The organism is Cellulomonas sp. IC4_254, from assembly GCF_011603975.1.
Lineage (GTDB): Bacteria > Actinomycetota > Actinomycetes > Actinomycetales > Cellulomonadaceae > Cellulomonas.
This window is the reverse complement of the sequence record NZ_JAANNB010000011.1, coordinates 19360-36005: the sequence shown is the minus strand read 5'-3', so window position 1 is coordinate 36005 and position 16646 is coordinate 19360. Positions and strand designations below refer to the sequence as shown.

Genomic DNA, 16646 nt, shown 5'->3' with positions numbered 1-16646 from the left:
GGCGCCGCCCCGACCGCCGCACCCGCGCACCGCGTGATCGCGCGGGTCCGCGTCGCCGCGCCCCCTCCCCACGGCCGTCGTCGCAGGCCGGACGGGCGGGGTTGACATCCCGACCACCCGGTCGTAATTTCTGCCGTACCTACCGAGCGGTAGGTAGTGGTGGCACCGGCAGCGTCGGCGCCACGACGTCTCAACGTGGAGCCGTCCGACTCCCATGACGCCGAAGAAGGTACGCATGGACGCCCAGGCCACCGTCGTCACCGAGGGCACCCCCTCGACGCGGGACGACCTCGCCCCCGACACCGGGGCCCCGTTCACCCGGGCCCGGACCCTGCGCTTCGGTGCCGGCTTCTTCGCCTACGGCCTGCTGTGGATCGTCGGCCTGCAGATCGTCGCCGCCGTCCTGCTCCCGCAGCGCCTGCGCGACATCGGCGTCGACTCCCCCGAGACGCTCCTGGGGTCCATCAGCGCGATCACCGCGATCGTCTCGCTGGTGTCCAACCTGGTGTTCGGCAACCTCTCCGACCGCACCCGCAGCCGGTTCGGCCGCCGCACCCCGTGGATCCTCGCGGGCGGCGTCCTCGGCGGCGTCTCGCTGTTCGCCATCGGCGTCCTGACCAGCCCCGGGCTGATCACGCTGTCGTACTGCATCAGCATGGTCGGCCTGAACATGATGCTGGCCCCCGCGGTCGCCGTCCTCGCGGACCGCGTGCCCGGCAAGGTCCGCGGCACCATGTCCGCGTTCTACGGGGGCGGCCTCGCGGGCGGTGCCCCGATCGGCTCGCTGGTCGGCGCCGCGTTCATCACGAACTCGCTGCCGGGCTTCGTCCTCGGCGGCGCGCTGATGGCCGTCTCGGCGGTCATCGCGCTCGTCGTCTGGCCCCGCGAGAAGTCGGCCGTCGACCTGCCGCCGGCGGCCGCCGGCCTCGGCGAGCTGCTCAAGTCGTTCCGGCCGCCGCGCAAGGCGCCCGACTTCTACCTGGCGTTCGCGGGCCGCCTGTTCATGCTGGTCTCGTACCAGATGATCATGGCGTACCAGCTCTACATCGTGCAGGACCACGTCGGGCAGACCACCGCGGAGTCCGCGGCCACCATCGCCACGATGGCCGTCATCACGCTGGTCGTCTCGCTGATCGGCTCGGTCGCCGCCGGCCCGATCTCCGACCTGATCGGTCGCCGCAAGCTCCCCGTGGTGCTCTCGAGCGTGCTGTTCGCCGTGGGTATCGCGATGCCGTGGGTCTGGCCGACCCCCGCCGGCATGTTCCTGTTCGCCGGCATCGCCGGCCTCGGCTACGGCGTCTACACCTCGGTGGACCAGGCGCTCAACGTCGACGTGCTCCCGAACGAGGAGGAGGCCGGCAAGGACCTCGGCATCCTCAACCTGTCGACCACCGCCGGCCAGACCGTCGGCCCGCTCATCACCTCGGCCCTGGTCGTCGCGACCGGCGGCTACGGGCTGGTGTTCCCGGTGTCGATCGTCGCCGCACTGCTCGGCGCGTTCTTCATCACGCGGATCCGGTCGGTGCGCTGACCTGACCGCAAGCGGCCGCGCCGCGGCACCCCCGCAGCCCCCGAGCGCCCCGGGCCGGACACCACGTCCGACCCGGGGCGCTCCTCATGCGGACGGCCCCGGCCCCGTCAGCAGCGCCAGGTCCGCGAGGTCCACCGCGCGCGGCGGGTAGCCCGTGTGGAACGCGACCTGCTGCGCCACGGACAGGCACCCCACCGCGCGCCCGCCGATCGTCCCGGTGACGAGGCACCCCACCGGGTAGTCGAACGTCGTCCCGTCCAGGCCCGCCTGCGTGCCGCGCCCCGCGGCGTCGAAGACCACCGGGTGCAGGTCGACCCAGCGCGCACCGGGGGCGACGAGCTCGACGCGCACGGGCCGCCAGTCGGTCTCGACGGCGTAGCCGAGCGCGGCCAGCGCCCCGAGCGCGGCGACCTCGCCGGCCGCGTCGAGCGCGAGGTCGAGGTCCCGGTGCGGGCGGGTCTGCCGTCCGACGAGCGCGTCGACGCCCCAGCCGCCGGCGACCCAGACGCGGCACCCCGCGCCGGCCAGCGCGTCGAGCACCCGGTGCACCTCGGACGGGTCCACCGGCGTCACCTCCCTCGGTCCGCCGTGCGGGCCCACTGTGCCAGCGCGACGGGCCGGCGACCACGCCGTACACCCCGTGGACACCTTCCTCGGCCACACTGGCCCCCGACGGCCGGGCACGCGCCGCGACGCGAGGCACCCGGGAGGACGACGGCATGAGCGGCTCCACCGGCCTCGTCCGGCGGCTCGGCCTGGGGGACGCGGTCGTCATCGGGCTGGGCTCGATGGTGGGCGCGGGGGTGTTCGCCGCGTTCGCGCCCGCGGCGCAGGCGGCGGGGTCGGCGCTGCTGGTCGGCCTGGCGCTGGCCGCCGTGGTGGCCTACGCGAACGCGACGTCGTCCGCCCAGCTCGCGGCGCAGTACCCGGCGTCCGGCGGCACCTACGTGTACGGCCGCGAGCGCCTGGGCCCGTGGTGGGGGTTCCTCGCGGGCTGGTGCTTCGTGATCGGGAAGACCGCGAGCTGCGCGGCGATGGCGCTGACCGTCGCCGCCTACGCCGTGCCCTCGGCCTGGCAGCGGCCGGTCGCGGCCGGGACGGTCGTGGCGCTCACCGCCGTGAACCTCCGCGGGGTCACCCGCACCGCGCGGTTGACGCGCGTGGTGGTGGCCATCGCGCTCGGCGCACTGGCGACGGTCGTGATCGCGGGGTTGGCCGGCGGCGACCCGTCGTGGGCGCGGGTTGCGGTCGGGTCCGACGCGACGTGGTCCGGCGTCCTCGGGTCGGCGGGGCTGCTGTTCTTCGCCTTCGCGGGGTACGCCCGGATCGCCACGATGGGCGAGGAGGTCCGGGAGCCGGCCCGGACCATCCCCCGGGCGATCCAGCTCGCGCTCGGGCTGGCCGTGCTCACGTACGCCGCCGTGGCGGTGACCCTGCTGGCGGTCCTCGGCCCGGACGCCCTGGCCGCGAGCGCCGCGCCGCTGGTCGACGCCGCCGCGGCGACGGGCCGGCCCTGGGTCGGCGCGGTGGTCCGGGTCGGCGCGGTCGCGGCCTCGCTCGGCGCGCTGCTCGCCCTGGTCGCCGGGGTGAGCCGCACGACGCTCGCGATGGCGCGGGAGGGCGACCTGCCGCGCGGGCTCGCCGCGGTGCACCCCCGGTACCGGGTGCCGCACCGGGCGGAGATCGCGCTCGCCGTCGTCGTGGTGGCGCTCGTGCTCACCGTCGACCTGCGCGGCGCCATCGGGTTCTCGTCGTTCGGCGTGCTGCTCTACTACCTGGTCGCCAACGCCGCCGCGCTGACCCAGGACCGCGCGCACCGCCGGTTCCCGCGCGCGCTCCAGGTCCTCGGGGCGCTCGGCTGCGTCGCGCTCGCGGCGACCCTGCCGCCCGGCTCGGTCGTCGGCGGTGCGGTCGTCGTCGCGGCGGGTGTCGCGTGGCGCGCTGTCGCGGTGGCGCGGCGCCGGCGTGTGGGTGGCCCGGCGTAGCGTGCGGCGCACCGGCGCACCGCCGGCGGCCCCGACGAGGGAGGCACCATGTCCGACGAGTTCGCGCAGCACGGGGACGGTGGCGGGGACCCGCACGGCTGGTGGGGCCCACCCGCCGCGGGGGACGAGGTGGCCTCGCTCGTGGGCTCGCTCGAGCGGCAGCGCGCGACGTTCGCCTGGAAGGTCGGCGGGCTGGACCGCGCGGCGCTGTCCGCGACCCTCGGCCCGTCGGCGGTCACGCTCGGCGGCCTGGTCAAGCACCTGGCGTTCGTCGAGGTGTTCCACCTGTGCACCCGGGTGAACGGCCGACGACCGGGCGACCCCTGGGAGGCGGTCGACTGGGGCGCCACCCCCGACTGGCCGTGGACCTCCGCGGCCGAGGACGACCCGGCCTACCTCTACGACCTGTGGCGCGACGCGGTGCTGCGCGCACGCGAGTCGCTGGCGGACGCGGTGGCCGAGGGCGGGCTGGACCGGCCGATCGCGTGGTCGGACGACCCCGGCGCCCGCCCGACCGTGCGCCGGGTGCTGGTCGACCTGATCGAGGAGTACGCCCGCCACGTCGGGCACGCCGACCTGTACCGCGAGGCGATCGACGGCGTCGTCGGCGAGGACCCGCCGGGCGTACCGGAGCTGTACCCGCTGCCGGAACGCCGGGGATAGCCCGGTCCTCGCCGAGGGCCGCGCGGCGCCGTCCCGACGGCGCCGTCCCGGCGTCACCGCGCGGCTCAGCTCCGACGGCTCAGCCGAGCGGCGCGGGCTCCCGCGGCGCCAAGCCCGCCGCGCGGTAGGCGTCGTCGACCAGCCGCATCGCCGCCACGGCCTGCGCGGTGCCGGACACGGGGTCGCCGCCGCGCAGCACCGCGTCCGCGAACGAGCGCAGCATCCACACGTACGACGCGGTGGGGTCGACCGGCACCTCCTCGACGCGGCCGTCGGCGTGCTCGACCACGATGCGCCCGCCGTTCTGCGGCCCGTACGGGCTGTGCACGGTGATCGTCCCGGTCGTGCCGACGATCCGCGCCCGGACGCTCTGGTCCTCCGACGCCACCATGCTGGCCCGCACGGTGCCGTCGACCCCGCCCGGCAGGTCCAGGTGCACGACGATCGACGCGTCGACGCCGTCGACCTCCACGGCCTCCGCCGAGCGCACGGTCGGCGCGCCCAGCACGTGCGTGAGGAACCGCAGCGGGTAGACCCCGAGGTCCATCAGCGCGCCGCCGCCCATGGACTCCTGCCACCGGATGTCCCCGCGGTCGGCGATCTCCACGCAGAAGTCGGCCTCCGCGGACGTCACCCGGCCGATCGCGCCCTCGGCGAGCAGCTCGCGCAGCCGCGCCCACGACGGGTGGTGCTGCGAGTGGAACGCCTCCATCACGACCAGGCCCGTCCCCGCCGCGGCGGCCTCGACGTCCTCGGCCTCGGCGGCGTTCGCGGTGAACGGCTTCTCGCAGAGCACGTGCTTGCCGGCGGCGATCGCCCGCAGCATCCACACCCCGTGCAGCGCGGCCGGGGTCGGCACGTACACGGCATCGACGTCCGGGTCGGCGAGCAGCGCGTCGTAGTCGTCGAGGACGCGCGGGATGCCCTCGGCGTCCGCCATCTCCTGCGCCCGGGCCCGGTCGCGGGCGGCGATCGCCGTCACCTCGACCTCCGGGACGGACGCGGCGGGCACCGCCACCGCGTCGTGCAGGATGCGAGCAGCACCGAGGACCCCGAGACGCACCGTCGACATGCCCCGCACCCTAGCCCGCGACGCTCGGCTCCGGCGCGCGGACCGGCGCCGCGACCCCGTCGGGGCTCGTCCCGACGGCCGCCGCCCGGACCTGCTCCAGCGCCGTGAGCGCGGCCGCCAGGGGTGCGTCGATGCCCAGCTCCCGCCGCGCGGCGACCGCGATCTCGATGTCGACCACCGCCGCGTCCGTGTTGCCGAGCGCGGCGTGCGCGCGGCCCCGGGCGAGGTGCGCCGTCGCCACGATCCGCGGCACGCCGAGCGGCGCGGCCAGGCGCAGGGCCTCCGACGCGACGGCCCGCGCCTCGTCCCACCGCTCGGCCTCGACCAGGATCGCGGCCAGGTAGACGTGCGCGTTGGCCTCGGTGAACGGCGCGACCTGCGCGCGGGGCCGGGTGCGCGGGTCGGCGACCCGGGCGATCGTCGCGCGGACGGTCGCAGCGGCCTCGTCGAGCCGGCCGAGCCGCTGCCGGGCCTTGGCGAGCGACAGCATCGCCTGCGGCGCGCCCTCCTGGTCGCCGGCGGCGAGCATGCAGTCCACCGCGGCGCTCGCGTCCCGCTCGGCGGTCGCGAGGTCGCCCACCTGGGAGGCGATCCACGACCGGTAGCTCAGGGCCCACCCCTCCTGCGTGGTGTCGCCGCACCGCCGGGCGGCCGCCAGCGCGCGGTCCGCCGCCGTCCGCGCCCGCACCAGGTCCCCGCGGCAGATCGACTGCGCCCACGCGCGGTAGCCCTCGTGCACGGCGATCAGCCGGTCGTCCCCGAGCGCCGTCGCGGCGTCGGCCGACAGGTCGAACACCTCGGCCCACCGGTCCCAGGTCGCCCACAGGTCGGAGAACCAGTGCAGCGCGTCGGCGACCGCCGCCACCCGCGCGTGGTCGCCGGCCGCCGCGGCACGGCGCAGCGCGGGGAGCCAGCTCGCGGACTCCGCTCGGAGCCACGCCTGCGCGGTCTCCTGGTCGGGCAGGTCGACGTCCCGCTCCCCCGCCCCGTCCGCACCCTCGTGGGCGTGGTCGGGCTCGAACCGGTAGCCGGCGCGCACCGTCGTCCGGAGCAGCCAGTCGTCGGCGGCCGCGCGGGCGGCGTCGTGCGCCGCGGGCTCCTCCTGGTGGTCGAGCTCGGAGCGGGCGTACAGCCGCAGCAGGTCGTGCAGCCCGTACCGGTCGCCGGGCAGGTGCTGCACGAGGCTCAGGTCGACCAGCTCGTCGAGCAGGTCCTCGGTCCGCCACACCGGCTCGCCCACCAGCGCCGCGGCCAGCCCGGCGCCGGCGGTCGGCGCGTCCACGAGGGCCAGCCGCCGGAACAGCCGCTGCGCGCCCGGCCCGAGCTGCTCGTACGACGAGGTGAACGCCGCGCGGACCCGCAGGTCGCCCGCGGCCAGCGCGTCGAGCCGCCGCTCGTCCGCAGTCATCCGTCGCACCAGGCCGTCGATCGACCAGCCCGCCCGCGCCGCGAGCCGGTTGCCGGCGATCCGGAGCGCCAGCGGGACGTCGTCGCAGAGCCGGGCGAGCCGCGCGAGGTCCTCAGCGGACCCGCGCCCCGGGAGGATCGCGTCCAGCAGCCCGACCGAGTCGCCGGGCGCGAGCCGGCCCAGCACCGTGCGCTGCTGCACGCCGTCGAGCCCCGCCAGCGCGCGCCGGCTGGTGACGAGGACGGCGGACGGGCCGTCCGCCGGGACGAGCGGCCGCACCTGCTCCTCGGACGCGGCGTTGTCCAGGACGAGCAGCACCCGCCGGTCCGCCAGCAGCCCCCGGACGTGCGCGCTCGCCGCGTCCGGGTCGGGCGGGACGGTCCCGGACGCGAGCGCCTCCGCGACCCGGCGCACGGCGGCGCCCGGGGCGACCGGCTCGTGGTCGACGCCCCGCAGGTCCAGGAACAGCCGCTCCGGGAACTCGTCGCGCAGGTCGCGGGCCACCTGCGCCGCGAGCGTCGTCTTGCCGAAGCCGGGCGGCCCCGTCACGACCGCGACGGGCGGCGTCGCGTCCGGGCCCCCGCCGCGCAGCACCCCGGCCAGCGCGGCCCGCTCGACCGCCCTCCCCGTGAAGTCCGGCACCCGGCGCGGCAGCGGCAGGGCGTGCGGCACGACCCCCGCGGGCCGCCGGCGCCCCTCCCGGGCCAGCCGCAGCAGCGCCGCACGGTCGTCCGGGCCCAGCCGCAGGCCGTCCGCGAGCGCCTCCACGGTCCGGTGCTGCGGCCCCCGGCTGACGCCGCGCTCGATGTCGCCGATGCCCCGGTCGCTCACGCCGGAGGCGGCGGCCAGGTCCTCGATCGTCAGGTCCGCGTCCTGCCGGTGCCGGCGCAGGAGCGCTCCCAGGTCGTCGTCCACCCTCGCCCGCCTCTGCCCCGGCCGGCGAGCTCCCCCGAGTTCTGCCGGACTTCTTCCTGGTCCGCGCGCGGCGCTGCGCGCTCCAATCGTGTCCGGGGACGGACGCCCCGGGCAAGTGCCCCGCGGCAGGTCGGTCCGGACCCCCGCAGAGGAGGAACCATGCCCTACGTCAGCACGCCCGACGGCGCCGAGATCTTCTACCAGGACTACGGCCAGGGGAAGCCCGTCCTGCTGAGCCACGGCTGGCCGCTGAGCTCCGAGGCCTGGGCCTACGAGCTCAAGGTCCTGCACGACGCCGGCTACCGCGCCATCGCGCACGACCGTCGCGGCCACGGCCGCTCGTCCCGCACCAGCGGCGGCAACGACATGGACACCTACGCCCGCGACCTCGCGTCGCTGGTCGAGCAGCTGGACCTCACCGACCTGACCGTCATCGGCCACTCCACCGGCGGCGGCGAGGTCGTGCGGTACGCCGCGCAGCACGGCAAGGGCCGGGTCACCAAGGTCGTCACCGCCGGCGCCGTCCCGCCGGTCATGCTGAAGTCCGAGACCAACCCCGAGGGCACCCCGATCGAGGCGTTCGACGGCATCCGCGAGGGCGTCCTGCGCGACCGCTCGCAGTTCTACCAGGACCTGTCCGAGGCGTTCTACGGCGCGAACCGCGAGGGCTCGACGATCAGCCAGGGCCTGCGCGACGACTTCTGGCGGCAGAGCATGCTCGCCGAGCTCCAGGCCGCGTACGACTGCGTGCAGGTCTTCTCCGAGACCGACTTCACCGAGGACCTCGAGGCGCTGGACGTGCCCATCCTCATCGCGCACGGCGACGACGACCAGATCGTCCCGATCGCGGCCGCGGCCTACAAGTCGATCGACCTGGTCAAGCTCGGCACGCTCAAGGTCTACCCCGGCGCGCCGCACGGCATCTCGGGCGCGTACCAGGAGGCGCTGATCAAGGACATCCTGGCGTTCATCGCGGACTGAGCTCCGCTCGCACGCCCGCGCCGCCGCCTGCTCCGCGCACCGCTCGCGCGCCCAGCGGGCGGCGGCGTCGGCTCCTGCCCCTGATGCACGAGAGGAGTCCAGCCCCAGGGCTGAACTCCTCGCATGGCCACTCGCGTCCTCTCTGCTCGGCCCGCTGCACATCCTCGAGGCCGCCACACGCAACGCCATCCACGAGCGGTCGTGGCCCAGACCGGGATTTCTAGCGCTCGGCGGACCACGATCCAGCCCCCAGGACCGCCGCCACCCCGGCCGCGTCCGCGACCACCCACCGCGCTCCCGCGGCTTCCAGCTCTGCCCGCGTGCCGTACCCGTGCAGCAGCCCGACGGCGTCGACACCGTGGTGCCGCGCGGCCAGGACGTCGTGCTGGCGGTCCCCCACCATGACGACGTCCGACGCCGGGACCGCGAACCGGGCCAGCGCTTCGCCCATCGTGACGTCCTTCGTCACCACCGGACCCGGGGCCCGCCCGTGCACGGACTCGAAGAAGCGCAGCAACCCGGTGCCCGCGAGCGCCTGCTCCGCCACCGCCTGGCCCTTCGCCGTCACGACCCCGAGCCGCACGCCGCGGTCCCCGAGGGTCGTGAGCAGGTCTGAGACGCCCGGGTACGCGCGGTACCGGGCCAGACCTTCGGCGGCGTAGTGCGCCCGGTAGTGCGCGCTGGCCTCCTCGACCTGCGAAGGGTCGAACCCGTAGAAGTCGCGGAACGAGTGCTCGAGCGGCGGGCCGACGAACCGGCGCAGGGCCGCGTCGTCCCGCTCCTCCACGCCCATCGCTCGCAGGGCGTGCCGGACCGCGTCGGTGATCCCGGTCCCCGGGTCGCAGAGCGTGCCGTCGATGTCGAAGAGCGCCACGAGGAACATGCCCAGGAGCCTGCCAGGGCCCGCGCCCTACGGTGGACCCATGCCCGACGCCCCCACCACGCGCCCGTTCTCCCAGGTCGACGTCTTCACCGCCGAGCCCTACCGCGGCAACCCCGTCGCGGTGGTGCACGACGCCGACGGCCTGACCGACGCGGAGATGGCGGCGTTCGCCCGCTGGACCAACCTGTCCGAGACGACGTTCCTGCTCCGCCCGACCGACCCGGCCGCCGCGGACTACCGGCTGCGCATCTTCACGCCCGGCGGCGAGCTGCCGTTCGCCGGCCACCCCACGCTCGGCTCGTGCCACGCGTGGCTGGCCCGGGGTGGCGTCCCGGCGGGCGGCGACCGGGTCGTGCAGGAGTGCGCGGTCGGCCTGGTGCCCCTGCGCCGGGACGGCGGGCGGCTGCGGTTCGCCGCCCCGCCGCCGCTGGTGGACGCGCCGGTCGACGACGAGACGCTGCGCCGATCGGTCGCGGCGCTGGGGCTGCCGCCCGACGCTGTGGTGGACCACCGGTTCCTCGACAACGGCCCGCGGTGGAACGTGCTGCTCCTCGACTCCGCGGAGCGGGTGCTGGCGCTGCGGCCGGACTGGGCGGCGCTCGGGAACGTGCACCTCGGGGTCGTCGGCCCGCAGGCCGAGGGCGCGGGGACGACGTTCGAGCTGCGCGGGTTCGCGCCGGCCATCGGCGTGCCGGAGGACCCGGTCACCGGCAGCCTGAACGCGGTCGTCGGGCAGTGGCTGATCGGCTCGGGCCGCGCCCCGGAGCGGTACGTCGCGGCCCAGGGCACGGTGCTCGGCCGGGCGGGCCGGATCCACGTGGAGCGCGACGCGGACGGCACCGTGTGGGTCGGCGGCGACACGGTGACGTGCATCGAGGGCACGGTCCGCGGCTGACGCGTCCCCCGGGGCCCAGCACGCCCCGGTCACGCCGCCGGTGGCCGGCAGCGCAGCACCTCGAGGCCCGCCCCGGCGTCCGGCTCGAGCCGCAGGGCGCCCGCCGACCACGGCACCAGCACCGTCGACCCGCGCCGGACGGGGGTGCGACCGCCATCCGGCGACACGAGGGCGCCCGCCCCGTCGACGACCACGGCGACCGCGAACCCCGCGTCCCACTCCCCCGCCGCGCGCCACCGCTCGACCCGGAAGAACGGTGCGGCGTCCGGGAGCAGGTCGCCGGTGTCGCCATCCCGCGCACCCCGCAGCGCCGCGATCTCCGCCGCCGACCGGCCCCGACGGTCGACGGCCGCGAGCGCCGTGTCGAACCCGAGCCCGAGGTGCCCGGCGACGGTCCCGTCGATCGCGAACCCCGCCCACTCGACCAGGATCGACAGGTCCGTCGGCTCCTGGAGCTCGACGACGAACGCCCCGGCGCCGATCGCGTGCGGCAGCCCGGCCGGGACGAGCACCGCGTCGCCGGGCTCCAGGTGCAGGACGTGCATCGCGTCGAGCATCGCGGGGGCGTCCTGCGCGTCGACCCACCGGCGCAGATCCTCGACGGCGACGTCGCGCCGGAAGCCCAGGTGCACCGGCGCGGCGGTCATCGCCACCCACGCCTCGGTCTTGCCGTGCGCCAGCCCGAGGTGCCGGGCCGCGAACGGCACGTCGGGGTGCGCGTGCACGGGCAGCCGCTCCCCCGCGTCCAGCAGCTTGACGAGCAGGCCGACGTCGGCGCCGTGCGCGGCCGCGCGCTCCGGACCCAGCCAGGCCACGGGGTCCGCCGCCACGGCGTCGGCGAGCGTCCCGCCGCCGGGCAGCCGGGTCAGGCCGAGGGTGTCCTCGCCGAACAGGGTCGTCGTGGAGCCGACCCAGTCCTCCGGCACGTGGTCACCGCCGGCCGGCGCGCCGGCCGGGCCGCGGAACCCGGCGATGCGGGCACCGCCGGCGTAGAACCGGTCGGCGGGCTGGTTGGCCGGCAGGATCACCGGGCCGGCCGGCGCCGGACCGGACCCCGCGCCACCGCTCGCGCCCGCCACCGCGCCCGCCACCGTCGTCTGCTCCGTCGTCACGCCGTCCCCTCCTCGTCCTCGTCCGAACCGGGGGCACGCGCATCGCCCACCCCCGGCAGCACCTCGACCGCCACGCCGGTGCGCCACGACGCGCCCGGCGCCAGCACCGGCGCCCCGGCGTGCGGACCGTCCCGCTCCGCGCCGAACAGCGGCGCGTTGGTCGGCTCGACGCCCAGCACCCAGGCCCCGCGCGCGGGCCACGCCCAGGTGCACAGCCGGGGCAGCGTCGCGGCGGGCCACTCGACCGCCACCGCCGCGCCGGGCCCGGGCAGCACCGCCCGCGCCCGCCCCTCCCCGTCGGCCGCGAGGTCCCGGTGCTCCGCGACGACGGCCTCGGCACCCGGGGCCGGCGGCGGCAGCACGAGCGGGTCCCGCCCGGGCGGCAGCGGGTCGCGCAGCGCGGTCCGCCCCGCGTCGACCCGCAGCCGCGCACCCGGGGCGAGCAGCGGCGCCCCGAGGTTCACGTGGTAGAGCAGCGGCACGCCCACGGGGTCGTCGCCGTCGTTGCGCACGACGTCCCGGACCTCCACCCGCGGCCGGTCGGTGCCGGCGACGATCTCCCGCTCGACGACGACGCGCGTCCCGTACAGCGTCGAGTACCCCACGACGCCGCTCACGTGCACCTCGACGCCCCCGGGCGTGACCTCGCGCCACCAGCGCACCTCGGTGGCGGGCGTCAGGTGGTGGCTGCCGTGCTGGCCGGCGGTGGCGGTGGGCGGCCCGATGTTCTCCGGCCCGCACGTCACGACCAGCCCGCCGAGGAACCGCTCCTCCCAGCCGGCGCCCGGCCCGGGGTCGGCGCGGTGCGGCGACCGCCAGGCCACGGGCACGCCGCCCCACCACGCCGGCCCGAGGTCGAGGCCCCGGTCGGGGCGCACGTCGAACGCCAGCCCGCCGGCCAGCCGGACCAGCAGCAGCCGCTCGCCGCCCGCGGTGCGGGTCACCTCCTCGACCTGGGCGACCGCCTCGGGCAGCGCGACCAGCCCGCCCGCGAGCAGGGCCGCCGCCCCGCCGGGCACCGCCGACGTCACCGCCCCGCCAGCGCCGCGAGGAACCCGCCCACGAACGTGTCGCCCAGCCCGATGGTGGTCGGCCGTGGCACGTCCAGCGCGTACGCGGGCTCGCACGCCAGCGCCCCGGTCGCCGCGCCCGCGACGGCCTCGACCTCCGCCGCGAACCGAGCCCCCAGCGGCCCCGGCTCGCGCGCGCCGGTCGCCGCGTAGTCCTCGACGGTGAAGTCGTCGCCGTGCAGGTACCGGGTGCTCGCCATCGTGATGCCGCCGCGCAGCGCCGGCCGCAGGTCGTCGGCGCCCGGCCCGGCGGCCAGCGCCCAGTACTTCGTGTGCACGACCAGGGTCCGCGCCGGGACCGCCGCCCGGAGGTCGACGAGGGCCTTCGCGACGTCGGCCGCGTCCAGCAGGTCGACCGCGCGCCCGATCCACACCTGCAGCTCGTCCTCGTTCATCGCCCACGCGTCGACCCGGCCCGCGAGGGCGTCCCGCACGTCCGCCCGGAGCGCGGGCACGTGGTACCCGGCGTCCTCGAAGTAGGCGAACGACCCGGGCGCGCGGCCGTCGAGCGCCGCGGCGACCGTCGCGAGCCGGTCGGCGAGCAGCGCGCGGTCCTGGATCACGTTGAACCCGGACACCAGCGTCACGTCCGCGGCCGCCACCGCGTCGGCCAGGGCCGGGTGCAGGACCAGCTCCAGGTTCGGCGGGTCGTTGACGTAGATGAGCCGGTTCGGGTGCGCGGCCACGACGTCCTCGCCGGCCACCCGCACCGGGGACGCCGCGGGGTACTGCACGATCAGGTGCGGGTCGGTGGTGTCCCGGTCCGCGGAGCACAGGTAGGTGGTCGACGCCGGGAGCAGCCGCCGGACGTCGTCGTCGATGCTGACCAGGTGCACCAGCGCGGGCAGGTCGCGGACCCGGTCCATCGCGATGGCGGCCCGCACGCAGGTGCCGCCCAGGGTCACGCGGCGCGCGAACCGGCGGGCGAACGCCTCGACGATCTCCGAGGACGCCACGAACCGCTCCCCGCCCACGCCGTCCCGGACGAAGCCGAGCAGCGAGCGCAGCAGGTCCCGCTCGCTCAGGATCGGCACCCCGGCGTCGAGCTCGTCGGCCCGCAGGCCCCACTCGGCCGCGAGCCGGGTCAGCGTCGCGGGGTCCCAGTCGATCTCGTAGTCGACGGTCCCCCCGAGCCCGAGGACGTAGCGCGTGCCCATCTGCCGCTCCTTCGCGGTCCGTGCGGTTGTGCGGTCGTGCGGTCCTGCCGGTGCCGGCGGGCGCCGGCGGTGGTGCAGCCCGGTCCGGGCCGGGGTGTGCCGACCCGGACCGGGGCGTCCGTGCTGCCGATCTCAGTACAGGTCGGCCTTGCCCGCCGCGTCGAACAGCTCGATCTTCTGCGCCGCGACGGCGTTCATCGCCTCGATGGCCGGGGGCTGGATCGTGTTCGGCTCGCGGAGCGTGAGGTCCGCGAGGACCTCGCGCATCCGGTCGTGGTACGCGACCTTGATGTCGCTCGAGATGTTGATCTTGTTCACGCCGAGCTTCACCGCGCGGCCGATCTCGTCGTCCGGGTTGCCGGAGCCGCCGTGCAGCACGAGCGGGATCGGCAGCCGGGACTTGATCTCGGTCAGCAGGTCGAGCTTGAGCTCCGGCGTGAGGCCCTTCGGGTACAGGCCGTGCGCGGTGCCGATCGCGATCGCGAGGCTGTCGACGCCGGTGCGCTGCACGAAGTCCACGGCCTGGTCCGGGTCGGTGTAGATGATGTCGGACACCGCGACGCCGGCCTCCGCCTGCTCGTCGAGCTTGCCGATGGTGCCGAGCTCGCCCTCCACCGAGACGCCCACCGCGTGCGCGGCCTCGACGACCTTGGCGGTCAGCGCGACGTTCTCCTCGTACGGGAGCATCGACCCGTCGATCATCACCGACGTGAAGCCGATCTGGAACGCCCGCAGCATCTGCTCGTAGGTGCCGCCGTGGTCCCAGTGGATCGCCACCGGCACCGACGCCTTGTGCGCCCGCTGGATCAGCGCCGGCAGCACGTCGTGGCCGATGTGGCTGACCTCGTCCGGGTGGATCGCGACGATCAGCGGCGCGCGCCGCTGCTCCGAGACGTCGACGATGCCGTTGAACATCGCGTAGTCGCTGATGTTGAACGCCGGCACCGCGAAGCTGTGCTCGTTCGCGACGGCCAGCAGGTCCGCGCCGTTCATCAACATGGGGTGACTCCTCTTTCGTGTCGGGTCGTGCGTCGTTGCCGTGCCGTGGCCGAGGTCGTCAGACCTTGACCGCCCCTGCGGTCATCCCACCGATGAAGTACCGCTGGAAGAACAGGAAGAGAACGAGGACAGGAATGCACCCGAGAATGCTCATCGCCATCATCTCGTTCCAGTTGTACGAGTGCTGGCCCATGAGCAGCTGGATGCCGATCGGGACGGTCCGCATGTCCTCGGTGCGGGTGAGCGTCAGCGCGAACAGGAACTCGTTCCACGCGATCATGAAGGTGTAGATCCCGACGGAGACCAGACCGGGCACCGAGATGGGCACGAGAATGCGCCACAGGGCGGTGAGCGGCCCGGCGCCGTCGACCTTGACGGCCTCGTCGAGCTCCCGCGGCAGGGTGTTGAAGTACCCGGTCATCATGATGATCGCGTAGGGCAGCGTGAACACCATGTACGTGAGGATCAGACCGGGATAGGTGTTGTAGAGCTTGAGCGCCACCACGAGGCCGAAGTACGGGATCAGCAGCGTGATCGGCGGGACCGCCTGGACGCTGACGATCACCACGTTGATGACCTTCTTGCCGCGGAACTCGTAGCGGCTGAACGCGTACGCCGCGAGCACCGCCACCAGCAGCGTCAGCAGCGTCACCGCGCCCGCCACGAGGTAGGAGTTCCCGAAGAACCGGAGCTTCACCGGGTCGGTGAGGATCGAGGTGTACGCGTCGAACGAGAACCCCTCGGTGATCAGCCGCGGCGGGGACGCGAAGATCTCCGGGTTCGCCTTGAACGAGCTCGACAGCATCCACAGCACCGGCAGGCCGGCGAACAGCGCGCCGAGCGTCAGCGCGACCAGCACCAGCGCCTTCTGGCCGGTCTTGGCGGGCGGCCGGCGGAGCTCCGGGGAGCCGGCGCGGACGGGGGTCGGGGTCAGGGTCGCCATGTCAGTCACGCGCCTTCTGGTGCCGGACGTAGAAGAATGCGAGGACCATCGACAGCAGCAGCACGACCACCGCAGACGCGGACGCCACCGAGAACTCGTAGCGGCTGAACGCGAGCTTGTAGGTGAAGGTGCTGAGCATCTCGGTCGCGTTGATCGGGCCGCCGCCGGTGGTCATCCAGATCAGCGCGAACTGCTGCGTGGTCCAGATGAAGTCCAGCAGCGCCATCGAGATGATGATCGGGCGCAGCTGCGGGACGGTCACGTTCCGGAACTGCTGCAGCGGCGTCGCCCCGTCCACCCGCGCGGCCTCGTACAGGTCCTTGGGGATGCCCTGCAGCCCGGCCAGCAGGCTGATCATGAAGAACGGGTAGCCGGACCAGATGTTGATGAACGTGACCGAGGCGAGCGCGGTGCTCGGGTCCGCCAGCCACTCGGTCTGGCCGCCGGTGAGCCCGAGGCTGCCGAGCAGGTAGTTCACGACGCCGTTCGGGTTGAGCAGCAGCCGCCACAGCACCGCGATGATCGCCACCGTGAACAGCCACGGCAGCACGTAGATCACGCGGAAGAACGCCTTGGTGCGGTGGCTCAGCAGCGGGGTGTTCAGCAGCATCGCGAACCCGAGGCCGATGACGAAGTGCGCCACCACGCTGGACACGGTGAACACGAGCGTGTTGCGGACCGCGGTGAAGAACACCGGGTCGGTGAGCACCTCGGCGTAGTTGGCGAACCCGACGAACGCGGAGTTCTTGGTCGTGATCACGCCGTCCAGCAGCGAGTACCAGATCACCATGACGATCGGCGTGAGCATGAGGATCGCCATGAGGACGCCGGTCGGCGTCAGGAACCCGTAGGGCGTGAGCCGGCGCTTCAGCCGCTCCCAGCCGGATCGGGCGGGCGGCTGCTCGGCCGGGGCCGCGCGGTCCGGGCCCGGCGATCCGCCGGCGGTGGGAGCGACCACGGGCCGCTCGACGTGCGAGGTGAACACTCTCGGTCCTCCTTGACCGGGGGACCACGCCGGGCGGGTTCAGGGAT

The 16646-nt window shown here is 75.3% G+C and carries 15 protein-coding genes; 5 read left to right on the top strand and 10 right to left on the bottom strand.

Features of this window, described 5'->3' with window-relative positions; genetic code table 11:
* Positions 1-235 precede the first annotated feature (235 nt).
* Complete coding sequence (locus G6556_RS02450) at positions 236-1531, top strand: MFS transporter (RefSeq protein WP_166938290.1); 1296 nt, start codon at positions 236-238, stop codon at positions 1529-1531.
* Positions 1532-1615: 84 nt separating this feature from the next.
* Here the strand turns inward: G6556_RS02450 and G6556_RS02445 are convergent, their stop codons facing one another.
* On the bottom strand, positions 1616-2095 hold the full coding sequence (locus tag G6556_RS02445; protein ID WP_166938288.1) for an amino acid transporter: 480 nt from the start codon (positions 2093-2095) through the stop codon (positions 1616-1618).
* Between the two features lie 155 nt (positions 2096-2250).
* Between G6556_RS02445 and G6556_RS02440 the strand changes: the two genes are divergently transcribed.
* Together G6556_RS02440 and G6556_RS02435 are read left to right on the top strand one after the other, a co-directional pair.
* Positions 2251-3516, top strand: a complete 1266-nt coding sequence (locus tag G6556_RS02440) for an APC family permease (RefSeq protein ID WP_166938286.1) — start codon at positions 2251-2253, stop codon at positions 3514-3516.
* A gap of 48 nt (positions 3517-3564) precedes the next feature.
* Positions 3565-4179 (top strand): DinB family protein, encoded by a 615-nt coding sequence (locus G6556_RS02435; protein ID WP_166938284.1) that lies wholly within the window; start codon positions 3565-3567, stop codon positions 4177-4179.
* Between the two features lie 79 nt (positions 4180-4258).
* On the opposite strand, the gene G6556_RS02430 is transcribed toward G6556_RS02435, so the two are convergent.
* Together G6556_RS02430 and G6556_RS02425 are read right to left on the bottom strand one after the other, a co-directional pair.
* Positions 4259-5251 (bottom strand): Gfo/Idh/MocA family oxidoreductase, encoded by a 993-nt coding sequence (locus G6556_RS02430; protein ID WP_166938282.1) that lies wholly within the window; start codon positions 5249-5251, stop codon positions 4259-4261.
* Positions 5252-5261: 10 nt separating this feature from the next.
* Positions 5262-7574 (bottom strand): helix-turn-helix domain-containing protein, encoded by a 2313-nt coding sequence (locus G6556_RS02425; protein ID WP_166938280.1) that lies wholly within the window; start codon positions 7572-7574, stop codon positions 5262-5264.
* A gap of 159 nt (positions 7575-7733) precedes the next feature.
* On the opposite strand from G6556_RS02425, the gene G6556_RS02420 reads away from it, so the two are divergent.
* Complete coding sequence (locus G6556_RS02420; RefSeq protein ID WP_166938278.1) at positions 7734-8555, top strand: alpha/beta hydrolase; 822 nt, start codon at positions 7734-7736, stop codon at positions 8553-8555.
* A gap of 220 nt (positions 8556-8775) precedes the next feature.
* On the opposite strand, the gene G6556_RS02415 is transcribed toward G6556_RS02420, so the two are convergent.
* Positions 8776-9438, bottom strand: a complete 663-nt coding sequence (locus G6556_RS02415) for an HAD hydrolase-like protein (RefSeq protein WP_166938276.1) — start codon at positions 9436-9438, stop codon at positions 8776-8778.
* 40 nt (positions 9439-9478) lie between these two features.
* Between G6556_RS02415 and G6556_RS02410 the strand changes: the two genes are divergently transcribed.
* Positions 9479-10333, top strand: a complete 855-nt coding sequence (locus G6556_RS02410) for a PhzF family phenazine biosynthesis protein (protein WP_166938274.1) — start codon at positions 9479-9481, stop codon at positions 10331-10333.
* Positions 10334-10362: 29 nt separating this feature from the next.
* Here G6556_RS02410 and G6556_RS02405 read toward each other — a convergent pair whose 3' ends face one another.
* The 6 genes from G6556_RS02405 to G6556_RS20105 form a co-directional block, all read right to left on the bottom strand.
* Complete coding sequence (locus G6556_RS02405) at positions 10363-11445, bottom strand: class I mannose-6-phosphate isomerase (protein ID WP_346774679.1); 1083 nt, start codon at positions 11443-11445, stop codon at positions 10363-10365.
* Positions 11442-12476 carry a DUF4432 family protein gene (locus G6556_RS02400; protein ID WP_166938272.1) on the bottom strand — a complete coding sequence of 345 codons (1035 nt, stop codon included), beginning with the start codon at positions 12474-12476 and terminating at the stop codon, positions 11442-11444. Before G6556_RS02400 ends, G6556_RS02405 begins: the two co-directional genes overlap by 4 nt.
* Positions 12473-13672 (bottom strand): ADP-dependent glucokinase/phosphofructokinase, encoded by a 1200-nt coding sequence (locus tag G6556_RS02395; protein WP_166938270.1) that lies wholly within the window; start codon positions 13670-13672, stop codon positions 12473-12475. Before G6556_RS02395 ends, G6556_RS02400 begins: the two co-directional genes overlap by 4 nt.
* 132 nt (positions 13673-13804) lie before the next feature.
* On the bottom strand, positions 13805-14671 hold the full coding sequence (locus G6556_RS02390; RefSeq protein ID WP_166938268.1) for a ketose-bisphosphate aldolase: 867 nt from the start codon (positions 14669-14671) through the stop codon (positions 13805-13807).
* A gap of 58 nt (positions 14672-14729) precedes the next feature.
* On the bottom strand, positions 14730-15614 hold the full coding sequence (locus G6556_RS02385; RefSeq protein ID WP_166938300.1) for a carbohydrate ABC transporter permease: 885 nt from the start codon (positions 15612-15614) through the stop codon (positions 14730-14732).
* A gap of 1 nt (position 15615) precedes the next feature.
* Positions 15616-16599, bottom strand: coding sequence for a sugar ABC transporter permease (locus G6556_RS20105; RefSeq protein WP_346774678.1), 984 nt, complete (start codon positions 16597-16599; stop codon positions 15616-15618).
* Positions 16600-16646: the final 47 nt, after the last annotated feature.

Excerpts from the sequence above, each read along its gene's own strand:
- G6556_RS02450 (WP_166938290.1), top strand. The coding sequence starts at position 236 with ATGGACGCCCAGGCCACCGTCGTCACCGAGGGCACCCCCTCGACGCGG.
- G6556_RS02440 (WP_166938286.1), top strand. The coding sequence starts at position 2,251 with ATGAGCGGCTCCACCGGCCTCGTCCGGCGGCTCGGCCTGGGGGACGCG.
- G6556_RS02435 (WP_166938284.1), top strand. The coding sequence starts at position 3,565 with ATGTCCGACGAGTTCGCGCAGCACGGGGACGGTGGCGGGGACCCGCAC.
- G6556_RS02430 (WP_166938282.1), bottom strand. The coding sequence starts at position 5,251 with ATGTCGACGGTGCGTCTCGGGGTCCTCGGTGCTGCTCGCATCCTGCAC.
- G6556_RS02420 (WP_166938278.1), top strand. The coding sequence starts at position 7,734 with ATGCCCTACGTCAGCACGCCCGACGGCGCCGAGATCTTCTACCAGGAC.
- G6556_RS02415 (WP_166938276.1), bottom strand. The coding sequence starts at position 9,438 with ATGTTCCTCGTGGCGCTCTTCGACATCGACGGCACGCTCTGCGACCCG.
- G6556_RS02410 (WP_166938274.1), top strand. The coding sequence starts at position 9,479 with ATGCCCGACGCCCCCACCACGCGCCCGTTCTCCCAGGTCGACGTCTTC.
- G6556_RS02395 (WP_166938270.1), bottom strand. The coding sequence starts at position 13,672 with ATGGGCACGCGCTACGTCCTCGGGCTCGGGGGGACCGTCGACTACGAG.
- G6556_RS02390 (WP_166938268.1), bottom strand. The coding sequence starts at position 14,671 with ATGTTGATGAACGGCGCGGACCTGCTGGCCGTCGCGAACGAGCACAGC.
- G6556_RS02385 (WP_166938300.1), bottom strand. The coding sequence starts at position 15,614 with ATGGCGACCCTGACCCCGACCCCCGTCCGCGCCGGCTCCCCGGAGCTC.